This window comes from Sphingobacterium puteale (assembly GCF_003627955.1).
GTDB lineage: Bacteria > Bacteroidota > Bacteroidia > Sphingobacteriales > Sphingobacteriaceae > Sphingobacterium > Sphingobacterium puteale.
Map to the genome: position 1 here is coordinate 1 of NZ_RBWS01000036.1, position 15803 is coordinate 15803.

Here is a 15803-nt window from a genome sequence, read left to right on the forward strand (position 1 = left end):
GATAGTAATTTGCGTTCGGCGTCTTGCAAGGGAGATCTGTATTAAAGATGCTAAATTAGCAAATTTTTAATATTCCCCCAAGAATTCTGATTGATCCCGCAAAAGCCGGCTGTACTAGATCCTTTACCTGATTGATAAAAAAATCACAGTTTTTGGGATCAATCAGAATTCAGGGAAGAAAAATAGGGAAATGAAAAAAGGCAGATCAATATATTGATCTGCCTTTTGGGTAAGTAATCGGGCTCGAACCGACGACCCCTAGAACCACAATCTAGTGCTCTAACCAACTGAGCTATACCTACCGTGATTTTGATGATACAAAAGTACGATTAAACCCCATTCCCTCCAAATAATTAAATAAAAAAAAACAGCGATTTAGGGCAACTAGGTGAAGATTAGTTTATTAAATTTTAATAAAAAACGAATGCGATAGCCCACAGATGGAGGTTTGGTCCCTATCTTTATCATAATGCTTTTTTTTGTTGAGTGTTAAAATAAAAAAGCGATTACCCCGATAGGACAATCGCTTTTCTATTTTAAGATTGTGAACTTAATTAGATCATCTCAACGCTTCTTTTTACGAAAGACGTCAAGTCGGCACCTGATAAAAGACCTCTTGACAAGAGTGCTAAATCAAAAGCTTGTTTCGCCAGTTTCGCACCTTCTTCGTCAGAAGCGGATAAAATCCGTTTGATCAAAGGGTGATTGCCATTAACCGTTACTTTGTAATTATCTGGCAATGAACCATAAAAGTTCATGCCACCGCCAGTTTTGGCCATATCTTTCATACGACGCATAAACTCATCTATAGTAACGGATACGGGTAAGTCGCCTTCACGAAGGGCATCTACCTCAACTTTCATATCCTGACGCGAAATCGCTTTTTCGAAAACTTCCAAAGCTTTTTTGGATTCCTCTTCGGATAATGAAAGTTCGATCTTCTCATCTTTTTGAATTAGCTTGTCGATCACATCTGCGTCTACACGTTTAAGCTGTACCTTTTCGCCTCCTTTTTGTTCCAAATAGGAGGTGAAATGTGTGTCAAGTGGGCCATCAAGTACCAAAACATCATAGCCTTTGTTTAACGCTGTTTGGATAAAACCATCTTGCTGAGCAGCATCATGTGTATATAAGTAAACAATATTACCATCTTTATCGACTTGAATATCTTTTACTTTTTCATAGTATTCTTTGATTGTAAAGCTCGCGTTGTCGGTGTTTTTTACCAAGCAGAAATCACTCGCTTTTTCCGCGAACTTTTCATCGCTTAGCATGCCATACTTGATAAACAAGCCAATGTCTGTCCATTTTTCTTCAAAACCTTTGCGGTCAGTTTTGAATATTTCATTTAATTTATCCGCAACTTTTTTGGTAATATAGCTGTTGATCTTTTTAACATTGCTATCTGCCTGTAAGAAAGAGCGTGAGACATTCAATGGAATATCCGGTGAATCGATTACCCCATGAAGTAACATCAGGAATTCCGGTACAATATCCTTTACTTCATCGGTAATGAATACCTGTCTAGAGTAAAGCTTGATTTTGTTGCGTTGGATTTCCAGCTCGTTTTTCACTTTAGGGAAGTAAAGAATACCAGTCAGGTTAAATGGATAATCTACGTTAAGGTGGATCCAAAACAATGGCTCATCCATCGAATAAGGATATAGTTCGCGATAGAAAGCTAGATAATCCTCGTCTTTTAACTCTGAGGGAGACTTTGTCCATGCTGGATTTGTATTGTTGATGATATTGTCAACTTCTACAGATTTATATTTTGGTTTACCTTCCTCATCTTCTCCATCTGGTTCAGAACTTGTCTTCGTGCCAAAACGAATTGGGATAGGAAGGAACTTTGCATATTTGTCCAAGATGTCCTGTAGACGAGCTTGACTCAAAAACTCTGTGGACTCGTCATTGATATGCAAAATGATGTCTGTACCACGTGTTGTTCTAGTCCCTGTTGAAATTTCGTAAGAAGTACTACCGTCACATGTCCAATGCGCTGGTTCGGCTCCATCTTGGTAGGATAATGATTGAATTTCTACGGTGTCAGCCACCATAAATGCAGAATAGAATCCTAACCCAAAGCGACCAATGATCTCATTTGCATCGTTAGCTTCCTTGAATTTCTCCATGAATTCTGTTGCTCCCGAAAATGCGATTTGATTAATATATTTTTTGATTTCTTCGGCAGTCATACCAATACCATTGTCTGAAATCGTAATGGTTTTGGCCGCCTCATCAAACTTCACATCTACGATTAACTCACCTGTTTCGCCATTGTATTGCCCCAAAGACGCCAAACGCTTAATCTTTTGGGAAGCATCAACTGCATTAGATACCAGTTCGCGCAAGAAAATCTCATTATCTGAGTATAAGAATTTTTTGATTACGGGAAATATGTTCTCCGTGTGGATTGAAATACTACCTTTTTCTGGATTCATAATTTGTATGTTGCTATTTAATTTTATGATTTTGGTGATTAATGCACAATCCGTGTTCCAAATAGCGATTGTAGGACAGGATGGCAGAAATTCATTCATTTTGTCATAAACGTTCAATATAACCTAGTAATCGTATTTGAACCTATGTCAGGGTAGCTTAGACAGAAAAAACTATACAGGCCCACTATGGGGGCAAGTGAATGTTGGAATCGGGCGATCAATAATCCAGTAGAAGATCTAGATCTACAAATAATCTTAATTTAATTCGGGGCTCTGTGGGAAATTGGCGACATGGGCATATTTTGGACCTAACCCAATTATGGCATCCTTCCAGAGCAACTCACCATTACCTTCAAAAATAATCTGATGATGGTATTTGTTTTGAACAGCCCAGCTGTTTTCGTTTATTTCCTTATCCAATTGTCCACTTGACCAACCTGAATAGCCGATGAAAAACTTAATTTCATCAGATTTAATCTGGTCCTGTTGAATCGCGTCAATAAGTTTTTCTTCATCACCACCAAAATAGAGGTTTGGAGCAACCTCTTCACCACTTAGTAGAAGATCAAACCGACTATGTACAAAAAATAGGCTCTCCTGTGCCACAGGTCCGCCTATATAGATCGGGAAATGACATTGTGCTATTGATTCCAATAATTGACCAATATGGACATTCGTTTTATTATTCAATACAAAGCCTAAGCTACCTTCTTGGTTATGATCACATAATAGGATAACAGACCTTAGGAATCGAGGGTCTAACATGAATGGCTCTGAAATCAGCAAGCTTCCTTTTTGTGGGTCTAATTCATTAAACATAGGACGCAAAATTAAGTATATGTCGAAATTAATCCTTTTTTGTTTAACTCATGCGAGATTTGTGCCAAAAAAACGTTTTTGGCAATTTCTACTAAGTTTATAGAGAAAAAGCAATGATTTTAGTAAGTTTGTAGGAATATAAAAATAGGTTTCTATGTCCATTCAACATAAAGATATTGCAGCGATCAGACAAGATTACGTATTGGGTAACCTATCTGAATCTGATGTGGATCATGATCCCATCCATCAGTTTAAAAAATGGTTTGATGAGGCTATTCATAGTGAGGTGATTGAGCCCAATGCGATGGTGTTGTCCACTGTTTCGCTACAGCATTTGCCATCCTCAAGGATTGTTCTATTAAAAGATATTTCAGAAGGAGGGTTGGTATTCTTTACAAATTATGAGAGCCGAAAAGGGGAAGAAATGAAAACCAATCCACATGCTGCGCTCTTGTTTTTCTGGCCCGAATTGCAACGACAAATCCGCGTTGAAGGGGTCATTGAATTTGTCAATGGATCCAATTCGGATGAGTATTTTCAATCACGCCCCAAAGCAAGTCGCATAGGCGCTTTGGCATCGCCGCAGAGCCGGGAAATTCCAAACAGAGATTTTTTAGAAATCAGAGTAGAAGAGCTTCAGAAGCAATATACCGATGATGTACCTGTTCCTCGTCCAGCGCACTGGGGCGGCTATATCTTAAAACCCATTTATTTTGAATTTTGGCAGGGCCGTGCAAGTCGTCTTCATGACCGTATTGTCTATAAAAAAATATCAGATTCTTGGAAAATTACGCGTCTAGCCCCATAATATGACATTTGAAGAAATTAAATCAACACTAGTTTCCGCATTGGGTGCCTCCATCATACGGAAAGAAGAGGTCACTGGCTTACAACCGGCGTTGTTTATCGACGCAGAAAATCTACTTCCTGTCTGTTCTTTTCTTCGAGATACAGAAGGACTTTATTTTGACTTTTTGAGCAACATAACTGCGGTAGATTACGAAGAGCACTTTACCATTGTATACCATCTTAATTCCCTACCTTATCAACATACCCTTGTTTTGAAAGTGGAATTGGAGACGAACCGGTCTTTGGACGAACTACCAGAGATCGTATCAATAACATCCGTTTGGCGTACAGCAGATTGGCATGAAAGAGAAGCATTTGATCTGATGGGAATTTATTTTTCAGGGCACCCTGACCTGCGGCGAATCCTTTTGCCCGATGATTGGGAAGGGCACCCTTTACGTAAAGATTATCAGGATGCTGAAAAGTATCATGGTATTAACATTAATTAATCCCTATGGCGAATCCAAAATATAGCGAAGCATTAATGCGCTATGAAAGACATTTAACGGAGATCTCGACCCAAGAAATGGTATTAAACATGGGACCGCAACACCCCTCAACTCACGGAGTGTTACGCTTGCAACTGATTACCGATGGCGAAATTGTGAAAGAGGTCGTTCCACATTTGGGGTATCTGCACCGATGTTTCGATAAACATGCAGAATCATTAAATTATGGTAAAACAATTCCTTTCACCGATCGCTTAGATTATCTGGCATCCATGAACAATAGCCATGCATTTGTCATGGGTGTAGAACGTATGCTGGGTTTGGATAGTAAGATCCCCAAAAGGGTAGAATATATCCGTGTATTAGTCTGTGAACTTAATCGCATTGCATCACATCTTATTGCTATCGGTACATACGGTATTGATATCGGTGCCACAACTCCTTTTCTATGGTGCTTTAGAGATCGTGAGCATATCATGAACATGTTGGAATGGGTATCCGGTTCTCGCATGTTATATAACTATATATGGGTAGGTGGGCTTTTCTACGATTTGCCCGTTGGTTTTGAAACACGTTGTTCCGAATTTATACGTTATTTTAAGCCAAAGCTAGTGGAGCTTGATGAGATATTAACGCAGAATCAGATATTTATATCGCGAACAGCTAATATTGGCATCTTACCAGCTGAGGTTGCAATTAATTACGGTGTCTCTGGCCCTATGCTACGAGCCTCAGGTATTAAATGGGATTTGAGACGGATTGATGGATATTCCGTTTATCCGGAAATAGACTTTGAGGTCCCGGTAGGACAAGGAGTCATGGGTAGTATTGGAGATTGCTGGGACCGCTATAAGGTTAGGGTAGATGAAGTACGCGAATCTGTACGCATCGTTGAACAATGCCTTGAACGTTTAGAGAAAGACTTTAAGCGTACAGCGGATTTTGATCCACGTGCGTTGGTGCCCAAAAAAGTAAATTTGAAAGCGCAAGATTACTATGTGCGTGCGGAGAACCCGAAAGGAGAACTTGGTTTTTATTTTGTAACGAAAGAAAAATCTGATATTCCCTTAAGAGTGAAATCAAGAGGACCAAGTTTCAACAATCTTTCTGTCATTTCCGAATTGGGAAAAGGGGTTTTAATTGCCGACCTTATTGCCATACTTGGGTCAATCGATATCGTGCTGGGCGAAGTTGATCGATAAAATTGCAGTATTATGCATATTATCAAATAGTTTTGATAAAAACTAAGACACTGTATTGAAAATGTTGCATAAAAACGCATTAAAATTTGCATATATAAGCAATATTCACCATATTTGCAGTCTCATAATTTAAGTTTATAATTGGTTAATGAAAGCTCGTTACTCCCATAGTAGCGGGCTTTTCTTTTTATCAATCATATTATTTTAGAGGGGCAGATACTTTGCTTATTAAAAGCAGACGACATCAAACACATTCCTTCAAAATAACCTTTTTGTACAGATTTCATCAAAATTCTTAGTAGAGAATTTGGCTTAAATTGTTACCTTTACTGGTCTTAAATAAAAGAAAGTGGCGGAGAGTTTAGTTATTATTCCAACATATAATGAAAAGGAAAATATTGAAAAAATCATTCGTAAAGTTTTTTCCTTATCACATGCATTTGATATTCTGATTGTTGATGACGGATCGCCTGATGGAACGGCTGATATCGTAAAGCGTTTGCAATTAAATGAGTTTCAAGACCGTTTATTTATAGAAGAACGGAAAGGGAAACTAGGCTTGGGAACAGCGTATATCCACGGATTTAAATGGGGGCTCGCAAGGGAACATTATCAGTACATCTTTGAAATGGATGCGGATTTCAGCCACAATCCTGAAGATCTAGTCCGATTGAGACAAGCCTGCTTAGATGGTGCCGATATGAGTATCGGCTCCCGCTATATTAAAGGGGTAAATGTTGTCAACTGGCCTATGAGCAGGGTATTGATGTCATATTTTGCATCAGTATATGTACGTTTTATTACCGGAATTAAAATTCAAGATGCTACAGCTGGTTTTGTCTGTTTTACGCGGGAGGTGCTAAAGACCATTCCTTTGGACAGGATTAAATTTGTTGGCTATGCTTTCCAGATTGAGATGAAATTTACCGCCATTCAATATGGTTTTAATGTGGTAGAGGTGCCTATCATATTTACCGATAGAACCGAGGGCACATCTAAAATGAGTACAAGCATCTTCAAGGAAGCTTTTTTTGGCGTAATCCAGCTTAAACTGGGAAGTATCGGAAAAAGTTATAAGAGAAATTAATATTATTGGTCAATGAACGAGAATTTAGATCCAAATGCCGAACGTCTGAGCAATACCGATCGCGATATCGAACGGGCATTGCGCCCCCAGGCTTTTGAAGATTTTACGGGACAGGCAAAAATATTGGAAAATCTGAATATTTTTGTGAAAGCTGCACGATTGCGCGGAGAAGCGTTGGATCATGTATTGTTGCATGGGCCTCCGGGATTAGGTAAAACAACACTATCCCACATCATTGCCAATGAAATGGGAGTAGGAATAAAAATTACCTCCGGCCCGGTCTTGGATAAGCCCGGGGACCTTGCTGGGCTACTGACAAATCTGGAAGAGGGAGATGTGCTCTTTATCGATGAAATCCATCGTTTGAGTCCCTTGGTTGAAGAGTATCTCTATTCGGCAATGGAGGATTTCAAAATTGACATCATGCTGGAGACGGGACCAAATGCCCGCTCTGTTCAGATTTCATTGAATCCTTTTACCCTTATTGGTGCAACAACCCGATCAGGCTTACTGACAGCACCGCTACGCGCACGGTTTGGCATCAATTCACGCCTTCAATATTATGATGCAAAATTATTGACTACGATCGTACTTCGTTCTGCGCACATTCTGAATACACCAATTTCTGACGAAGGAGCGTACGAAATAGCACGCAGGAGTAGGGGAACCCCACGCATTGCAAATGCTTTGTTGCGTCGAACACGAGATTTTGCCCAGATTAAAGGAAATGGAAGTATCGATCAGGAAATAGCAAAATATGCGCTTCATGCGCTTAATGTTGATGAAAATGGATTAGATGAAATGGATAATAAAATCTTGACCACAATTATAGATAAATTCAAAGGCGGCCCCGTTGGACTCAAAACTGTTGCCACTGCCGTAGGGGAAGATGAAGGCACAATAGAAGAGGTATATGAACCTTTTTTGATCCAGGAAGGTTATATCATGCGCACCTCAAGAGGACGTGAATGTACCGAAGCTGCATATAAGCATCTCGGCCGCACACATAATCCAAAAGGAAATACATTGTTTTAATTGCTAAGCTTAAAAATATCCTTCCAATCAGCGACTTTGAAGGATTCGCTTCGTGCGGCTTAACAATGCTGGACTAGGTTTTATCTTCTGAAAATAACTGATCTGAGCAAAAAGCTCCTCTTTTATCCAAGCATGTTTCTTGCTCAGATTATTTAATATATCCAAACAATTGACCAGAACAGCTACAGGGCATTGCTGCTCAATCAGCCATTGAAAAGCAAGTTCAATAAGCTCTTCTTCAGTCTTGTCATCAAGATGATAGCTTTTATTTTTCTTTGATGTCAAGTACATCAAAATTTTGCTATAACTCCTGAGGCAGCTCCAGTTTTTTTGTTTTTTCAAATTATCAAAGAATTGTGGCAACAATCCTTGAAGCAGGGCCGTATCCTTTAATACAATAGTTTCAAACACCCAGGCAGCACGAAAAGACAGTGTTTTATCTTTTTCCAACGAAATGTTGAGCAAATCCTGAAGGCTAATATCGGCAAGCATATCCAAAGAAAAATCCGTTACCTCAAACGATCTTAAGGTAACGGACAAAAACTTTATTTTTTCATCATTGGTCATAAAACCTGTTATTTTAACGGCTTCTCTCGATTCATTTCAATCATATCGACTTCATTCATTTTGGAATCCCCCAAAAGGTGCTGACTAAAATAATCACCCATCTTCCAGAAGAAATACTCTGTCATATCGCCAAATCCATGTCTTTGTCCCGGCAAGAGCAGAAAGTCAAATCGTTTATTTGCTTTGATCAATGCATCGACCATCCGGATCGAATTTGCCGGATGCACGTTGTTGTCAATATCACCCGTTGCAATCAACAGTCGGCCTTTAAGATTCTTGGCTAATTCTGTATTCTTGCTGATCTGATAAGAAAACGTCGTATCACCTTTTGCTGAAACCTTTTCAGTTACACCATGATGACGTTCGCTCCACCAGCGGTTGTAGATCTGATTTTCATGGTTGCCCGCTCCCGACACGGCAACTTTAAAGAAGTCAGGATAAACAAGCATTGCCGCTGTCGACATAAAGCCACCTCCGGAGTGCCCCGTAATACCTACACGATTGATGTCAATAAACTTGTAACGGTCTGCGAGTTGCTCTGCTGTCACCTTTTTATCTTCCAATCCATAATCCCGCAGATTGCCGTAACCATAGGTATGGTACCATTGTGAGCGGGATGGATGTCCGCCCCGATTTCCTACAGTAACCACGATAAAGCCAAATTGAGCTAATCGGTCTATCCGGTCCATGCTCCGTCCAAAGGATTTATTGACAGCTTCTGTCTGTGGTCCCGGGTAGACATATTCTACGATAGGATAGGTTTTTGTACTATCAAAATCAAAAGGTTTGTACATAACACCATAGAGATCTGTGGTACCATCACCAGCCTTTACCTTAAACGGCTCAGGGAATTTATATCCTGCAGCGAATAACAGAGACAAATCGGCCTTTTCAAGCGTCATGATCTTCTGTCCATTGCTATTTAATAATATAGATTCGGGTGTTGTATTTACTCTTGAAGAATTGTTTACAAAATATTTGGACGATTCACTCATCTCGATCTGATGATCAAAATTTCCTGGATTCAGCAGTTTAATTCCGTTTCCGTTTAGATTGACACTATAATGGTGAAGGTAATAGGGATCCTCATTTTTCTCACGACCAGCGGCTGTAAAAAACAAGGTTTGGGTTGTTGGATCTAGCCCCGTAATTTCCTCACAATGAAAGCTTCCCTGAGTAATCTGATTCATAAATTTACCGTTGGTGTCATAGCGGTAGTAATGACCCCATCCGTCTCTTTCTGACCAATGAACCAATTGTTTCCCATTTTCAACCAATAATGGCTTTTGAACATCCAGATATACATTGGAGCGTTCCTGAATAATGGGGTTTACTGTACCGTTCACATTTACCTTTAAGAGATCTATTCTTTTTAAATCACGGCTGGAGCGGGAAATATAGAATTCTTCGTTATTACCCAGCCAGTAGTTAATGTAATAATCTTCTTTGTATGAATTTCTGTCTGGTGTTTTGGTCCAGTTGGAAATGGTCTGGTTTTTAAAAGCGGCGATATTTAACCTGCGCGGCACCTTTGTTGCTGCCTCAAAGATATAGAATTCAGTCTCGGTTGAATCAACCTCACCCGGCATCTGGTATTTATAAGTCTCAAGGGTAGGCCGAGAAGAACCTACATTATTGATCACCCATAAAGGTCGCAACGATCTATTATCTTTTCTTGTCAGCGTAAAATAACGACCATCCGGTGACCAGCTTATCCATACACGTTTGCGTTTCGTTTCATTGTCTTTATCCTTTTCGTCACCGGTCGTAGTACTATATTCGTCACCGCCCCAAGCGTAGTATTGTACACCGTCTTTTGTAATCTGGTGTTCAACAATGGTGCTATCTTTCTCATTCTTGACCGCTTTGAGATAATTGGTTTTATCCATCCAATACAGATTAAAGTCTTTGGCAAAATACACCGTATTAGTATCAGGGGAGAAGCTTGCCCAAGACAGGGGAGCTTTTACTTTCGTGGAATCACTAATTTCGGATACGATCTTTGACGCAAAATCATATTCTAAATAGAAGAGTTTCTTTTTCGTAGTATCGGCTTTATTTTTAAGTTTTTCGATTTCATCTTTGGATTTTACCGTATCCTTTGTGCTCTGAATCTGAAATCTGATCTTTTTTTCATCTTTCGTAAATTTCAAACCCTGTAATTCCAGATGTTGGGCATCCATAGGGTTTTTGACAATTTTAGTAATTTGGGCAGCTACATGCTCGCTATCAAAAAGAGCCTCTTTCTTTTTAAGCGCTGGATTGACGATATACCAATTTTTCCCTTGTGGGCTGGCATAATCATACCAAAAACGATCCGAAAAATTGATCCAGTTTGGCTTAATGGTCGTAGAGAAAATCATTTTTTTTAATTTCTCCGGCGAGAATTTGGCAGCCAGCTGATAATTCGGTTTTACCGGAGGCTCCTGAAGCTGTTGCGCAGAAGCAAAGTAAGGCAATAGACCGGCTGCAAAGATAAAATAGAACTTACGCATCAAATAAATATAGATAATTATGTAATCTTGGTTTTGATCGCTAAAATATTCATTATTACACAGCCAAAAGAATGTTTCATGTAATAATCCTATGATGGATAGAAGTTTTCATTAAAGTTTACCAAAAAAAGCTCCTGCGTGGCGCGGGTAACACCTGTATATAGCCAGCGAAGAAATTCAAGATCCAACATCTCATCATTGACATATCCCTGATCAACAAAAACAATGGGCCATTGTCCGCCTTGAGCTTTGTGACAAGTGATTGCGAAAGCAAATTTGATCTGTAATGCATTATAATAAGGATCTTTCTTAATAGCTTCAAGTCGATCCTTTTTATCCAGAATATCTGCGTAATCCATCCCGATTTCTTCGTATAGGTTTTTCTGGCTTTCATACGAAAGATTAGGTCCTTCTGTATAGAGACTGTCCAAAATAACGCGACAGGTGATGGGCTCTATTTCATCAATATCCATAAATTCCAGCGTAACATCAGCAAATCTATAACCGTGTTGTTCGTGGATATTACTCACTTTCCGGACTTTGGCCATATCGCCGTTTGCAATAAAACCATCACCCATATTGTTCTCTTGTAGCCAGAAGTAATTGTTCTTCACGACCATGATATAATCCCCACCTGTTAGTTCTTCGTCTCTAAAAAGAATCCTGTTGCGGATATTCTGATTATATAGGTTTGCTGAACGGTTTGAACGGCATATGATCATGGTATTTTCTACGCCATATTTATCATAGGCATAGTTTATCCCCTCAATTAACCGTTCACCTGTCATTCTGTAAATATCTTTAAATCCTTTTGTTATGAATTTTGGAAATGGAAAGTCATGTTGTCCTTCTTCAGCCGATATGATCTCATTTCGTATTTTAGTCGCATTGTACAATATACCCGAATCCTGGGACTGCCGAACCACGGTAGTGAGTTCGTATGGATAGACACAGAGATGAAATTCATGCTCAAGAAAACCGGGACTTAATGCCGGACTGTCCAATAGACCAACAGGAGGCAACTGAGCAGTATCACCTACAAAAAGCAAGCTACAATTCTTGCCAGATTGTACATAACGAATCAGGTCATCTAAAAGACTTTTTGAAAACACATTGACAGCTTCGTTGGATATCATTGAAGCTTCGTCAATAATAAAAAGCGTATTCTCATGTAGATTTTCTGCAAGTGTAAAGTCCAATTGAAAAGAAATGGCGGACTTTTTCCGATAAATCTTCTTGTGAATGGTCAAAGCCTTTCTTCCCGAATAATAACTCATCACTTTAGCAGCCCTACCTGTCGGAGCCAAGAGTATTGCCCGTTTCTTCAATGCGGGCAGTACGTTGACCAATGCCGCAATTAATGTTGTTTTACCAGTACCAGCATAGCCTTTGAGTACAAAACAAGAATGCCTGTCAAAAGCAAGCAGAAACTCTTCCAATAACTCGAATGCTTCCAGCTGCTGCGCGGTTGGTTGCCAAGGAAATTGTTGTATAAGCAGATTTTTGATGAACACGCCCAAAGTTATTTAAAAGGTTTGTCTTATCCTCTAGAAAAAGCTACTTTTGCTTTAACAAGTTTTTATTTTTACAATTCAGCGAATGAATTATATTTCAAAACAATTTAACATTCATTACTTACCTGAGTATAACCTTTTGGTAAAAGCTGGCTTCCAAAAAGATGTGTTAGCGGTAGTCGATAAGAAGTCAGTGGCACCGATATTGATCGAATATCCTTCAGAGGAGCCAATTTTAGATGCAACAAGAATAATGAGTCTGCCGTTTCGATTCGTTCGGGTTGTGATCCCACACCAGAGTTTTACATTTATACCTAAAGAGGTTTTTCAGAAGGATAGTATTGCACAATACCTGCAATTTTTGGGCACTTCAGATCTTGAAAAAACATTCATATACTATTTAGATAACCTTGGTTTAGTAGCTTTATATCAGTTCGATAAACTTCTTTTAAATCGTTGGCGCAGATTATTTCCTGACGCCGTGATTCTTCCCGAATTTGCTGTTGTACTTGACCGTGCTCAGGAGCGCATATCCATTAGAGGAACTGCGTTGGGATTACACTTTGTAGCTGACAACATCGTTGACTTTTATCTATTCAAAAATGGTGGGTTTCAGCTTTATAATAGTTTTGAAATCCATAACCTTGATGATATAAGCTATTTCGTTTTGAATATATTGACACAGTTCAGTCTGGGTGATTCCATCGATAAGATCCTCCTTTCCGGTGAGGTTCCCGATGATTCTTATTATAAACGGATTGCATCCTATGCAGGCGACATCGAAGTCCTGGAGTTGAAAACAAAAGTAGTCCTGGCGGATCAAGAGATCGAAAGCAGCCTAACTCCGTACAACGTACTGTTTGATTCAATATTATGCGAATAATAGGAGGTAGAATAGGTGGTTTAAGGCTGAACCCACCGACCAATTTACCGGTCAGGCCAACTACAGATATTGCTAAAGAGGCGTTGTTTAATATTTTGCAGAATCGTCTTGAATTTGATGGACTAAATTGTCTTGATCTTTTCGCGGGGACTGGAAATATTAGTTTTGAACTAGCATCACGCGAAGTAAAACAGGTTGACTCCATTGATTTGCATTTTAAATGTGTGCAATATATTACCGAAACTGCAAAAAAAATGAAACTTGAACAGATCAAAGCCCGGAAAGCGGATGTCTTTAAGTTTATTAGCAGCTGTAAAAATACTTATGACCTAATTTTTGCGGATCCACCATACGATATTCCAAAACTGCCCCAATTACCAAAATTGATTTTCGAACACAATCTACTGAATAACAATGGCCTTCTTATTGTAGAACATCCCTCGACGAGGCAGATGGAGAACCACCCAAATTTTATAGAAACCAGAAAATACGGTTATTCGTCTTTTTCATTTTACTCAAATCCTTTATAATATGAAAATTGCTGTTTTTCCGGGCTCATTTGACCCTTTTACTTCAGCTCATCAAGATCTAGTCGAAAGAGCCCTGCCACTCTTTGATAAAATCATTATTGCTGTAGGTTATAATGCGAACAAAAAAGGCATGTTGGACCACAAAGAACGGGTCAATTGCATACAGCATGTTTTTCAGGGTGTCCAGACAATAGAAGTCGTAAAATATAGTGGTTTGACTGTAGATTTCTGCCAGAAAGTCGGTGCGAAATTTATATTACGCGGTTTACGAAATACAGGAGATTTCGAGTTTGAAAATGCGATAGCTCAAAACAACCTTTTGCTAAACCCTACGATCGAATGCTATTTTTTGATGAGCAGAACCGGGAAGGCTCACATATCGTCAACTATCGTACGGGATATCTGGTTTAACGGAGGAGATGTCAGCGCAATGGTACCAAAAGAAGTTCTTAACTTATTGAATGGAAAGAGACCGGCAAACTCCTGATTGTTCCATTTACGACGATAAAAATAGAAAATATCCTGACAAAATAATATTTTGATAGGATATTTTTCTTGCTAAAAACCAGACATTTATAGTATTAAATATAAATAATTGATTTACCCAAGATACAAATATGAGACCTTTGACGGCCTCGCTTCCCAAATAATATTCTGGATGGTGTTAAATTTTATTTTAAAAACCTCAATACCAACTAATTAAAACATTATTCATCAACAATTTTACCACATACTAGCTATATTCAACCGCGACATCTCTTCAGCGGACAAATTTATTGTGGTTGCTTTAGCTAGTTCCTCGAGTTGTTGTAGTGAGGTGGCACTGACAATAGGTGCGGTGACCGAAGGCCGATGAAGAATCCAGGCGAGCGCAATTGTTGACATAGCGACCTGTTGATTATGGGCTACTTGGGCTAAGGCATCCAGAATACGAAGTCCACGATTATTAAACCGATCTTTTAAGGCATCTGCTCGTTTCACATCTTTAACATCCGCTATCGACCTATATTTTCCCGAAAGAAATCCGCTTGCAAGGGAATAGTAGGAGATTACACCCAAGTGATTTTCAACTGCGAGCTTTTCATAATCTTTCTCATATTTTGAACGGTCGTACAAATTATATTCGGGCTGAATGGCAATATAGGTAGGGAGACCATGCTGCTCAGCGACAACTAATGATTCTTTTAGGCGCTCAGGGCTTAAATTAGACGCTCCAATCCATTTTACCTTTCCAGCTTGTACCAATTGCTGGTAAGCCGACAGCGTCTCATCTATGGCTGTTGAAAGATCATCGTGATGCGACTGATAAAGATCTATTGTGTCTAATTGTAGCCGTAAGAGCGATTCGTCAACAGACTGGATAATATGTTCTTTTTTCAAATTGGGTTTGTCATTACCGGCATGGCGTCCGCCCACTTTCGTCGCAATCTGAATTTTATCCCGTACATCTCGTTTACTGATCCATTTACCTATAATGGATTCGGACTCTGACCCAGTGTGGCCCGGCACCCAATGAGAGTAGTTGTTGGATGTATCTATAAAACTAAAACCCATATCGACAAATGCATCCAAAAGAGCAAACGACTGTTGCTCATCGACAGTCCATCCAAATACATTTCCACCGAAAACGATGGGTTTAAATTCAATTTCACTGTTTCCTAACTTTACCTTTTCCATGATTTGCCTAATATTTCCAGCTTAAATTTAAGAAAAAAATGCCAGTTAAGCCTTTGGAGGGGTATTACAAATAGGTTTGTAAAAAATTTCTAATTCATTTTCAGGTAGTTTAGGAAAAGAAGCAGAAGATCGTTTGGAAAAACAAAAACTTTCCTTACTTTTGCATCATCCCAAACGGATATGCCCGGATGGCGGAATTGGTAGACGCGCTGGTCTCAAACACCAGTGGGAAACCGTGCCGGTTCGACTCCG

Annotated in this window: 14 protein-coding genes and 1 tRNA gene; 8 read left to right on the top strand and 7 right to left on the bottom strand. The window is 39.3% G+C overall.

From position 1 onward, the window contains the following. Positions 1 to 228 precede the first annotated feature (228 nt). From D7322_RS27785 to D7322_RS27795, 3 genes are all read right to left on the bottom strand, one after another. Positions 229 to 302: transfer RNA gene (locus D7322_RS27785), tRNA-His, on the bottom strand. 252 nt (positions 303 to 554) lie between these two features. Continuing rightward, complete coding sequence (gene htpG, locus D7322_RS27790; protein ID WP_121127436.1) at positions 555 to 2444, bottom strand: molecular chaperone HtpG; 1890 nt, start codon at positions 2442 to 2444, stop codon at positions 555 to 557. Positions 2445 to 2699: 255 nt separating this feature from the next. After that, positions 2700 to 3263: a YqgE/AlgH family protein gene (locus tag D7322_RS27795; RefSeq protein ID WP_120257473.1), complete on the bottom strand. Its 564-nt coding sequence runs from the start codon at positions 3261 to 3263 to the stop codon at positions 2700 to 2702. Positions 3264 to 3417: 154 nt separating this feature from the next. On the opposite strand from D7322_RS27795, the gene pdxH reads away from it, so the two are divergent. The 5 genes from pdxH to ruvB all read left to right on the top strand — a co-directional run bounded on the left by pdxH (position 3418) and on the right by ruvB (position 7885). Further along, complete coding sequence (pdxH, locus tag D7322_RS27800) at positions 3418 to 4071, top strand: pyridoxamine 5'-phosphate oxidase (protein WP_121127424.1); 654 nt, start codon at positions 3418 to 3420, stop codon at positions 4069 to 4071. A gap of 1 nt (position 4072) precedes the next feature. Next, on the top strand, positions 4073 to 4561 hold the full coding sequence (locus D7322_RS27805; protein WP_121127425.1) for an NADH-quinone oxidoreductase subunit C: 489 nt from the start codon (positions 4073 to 4075) through the stop codon (positions 4559 to 4561). Between the two features lie 35 nt (positions 4562 to 4596). Next, a complete protein-coding gene (locus D7322_RS27810) occupies positions 4597 to 5763 on the top strand; it encodes an NADH-quinone oxidoreductase subunit D (RefSeq protein ID WP_245971505.1) in 1167 nt (388 codons plus the stop codon). 349 nt (positions 5764 to 6112) lie between these two features. Beyond that, a complete protein-coding gene (locus D7322_RS27815; protein ID WP_121127427.1) occupies positions 6113 to 6850 on the top strand; it encodes a polyprenol monophosphomannose synthase in 738 nt (245 codons plus the stop codon). A gap of 12 nt (positions 6851 to 6862) precedes the next feature. After that, the gene (gene ruvB / locus D7322_RS27820) at positions 6863 to 7885 is read left to right on the top strand and encodes a Holliday junction branch migration DNA helicase RuvB (protein ID WP_121127428.1); all 1023 of its coding nucleotides are present in this window, start codon (positions 6863 to 6865) and stop codon (positions 7883 to 7885) included. A 27-nt stretch (positions 7886 to 7912) separates the two neighbouring features. Here the strand turns inward: ruvB and D7322_RS27825 are convergent, their stop codons facing one another. The 3 genes from D7322_RS27825 to D7322_RS27835 form a co-directional block, all read right to left on the bottom strand. Next, complete coding sequence (locus tag D7322_RS27825; protein WP_121127429.1) at positions 7913 to 8452, bottom strand: hypothetical protein; 540 nt, start codon at positions 8450 to 8452, stop codon at positions 7913 to 7915. Between the two features lie 8 nt (positions 8453 to 8460). Further along, entirely contained in the window at positions 8461 to 10947 is a 2487-nt protein-coding gene (locus D7322_RS27830; protein WP_121127430.1) for a S9 family peptidase, read from the bottom strand. A gap of 89 nt (positions 10948 to 11036) precedes the next feature. Continuing rightward, complete coding sequence (locus tag D7322_RS27835; RefSeq protein ID WP_121127431.1) at positions 11037 to 12461, bottom strand: ATP-dependent DNA helicase; 1425 nt, start codon at positions 12459 to 12461, stop codon at positions 11037 to 11039. Between the two features lie 85 nt (positions 12462 to 12546). On the opposite strand from D7322_RS27835, the gene D7322_RS27840 reads away from it, so the two are divergent. Genes D7322_RS27840 through coaD form a run of 3 tightly spaced genes read left to right on the top strand, consistent with a single transcriptional unit; the run spans position 12547 to position 14361 of the window. Beyond that, on the top strand, positions 12547 to 13344 hold the full coding sequence (locus tag D7322_RS27840) for a DUF3822 family protein (RefSeq protein WP_121127432.1): 798 nt from the start codon (positions 12547 to 12549) through the stop codon (positions 13342 to 13344). After that, on the top strand, positions 13335 to 13874 hold the full coding sequence (rsmD, locus tag D7322_RS27845; protein ID WP_121127433.1) for a 16S rRNA (guanine(966)-N(2))-methyltransferase RsmD: 540 nt from the start codon (positions 13335 to 13337) through the stop codon (positions 13872 to 13874). Before D7322_RS27840 ends, rsmD begins: the two co-directional genes overlap by 10 nt. 1 nt (position 13875) lies before the next feature. Further along, positions 13876 to 14361, top strand: coding sequence for a pantetheine-phosphate adenylyltransferase (gene coaD, locus D7322_RS27850; protein WP_121127434.1), 486 nt, complete (start codon positions 13876 to 13878; stop codon positions 14359 to 14361). Between the two features lie 236 nt (positions 14362 to 14597). On the opposite strand, the gene D7322_RS27855 is transcribed toward coaD, so the two are convergent. Next, a complete protein-coding gene (locus tag D7322_RS27855; protein WP_121127435.1) occupies positions 14598 to 15551 on the bottom strand; it encodes an aldo/keto reductase in 954 nt (317 codons plus the stop codon). Positions 15552 to 15803: the final 252 nt, after the last annotated feature.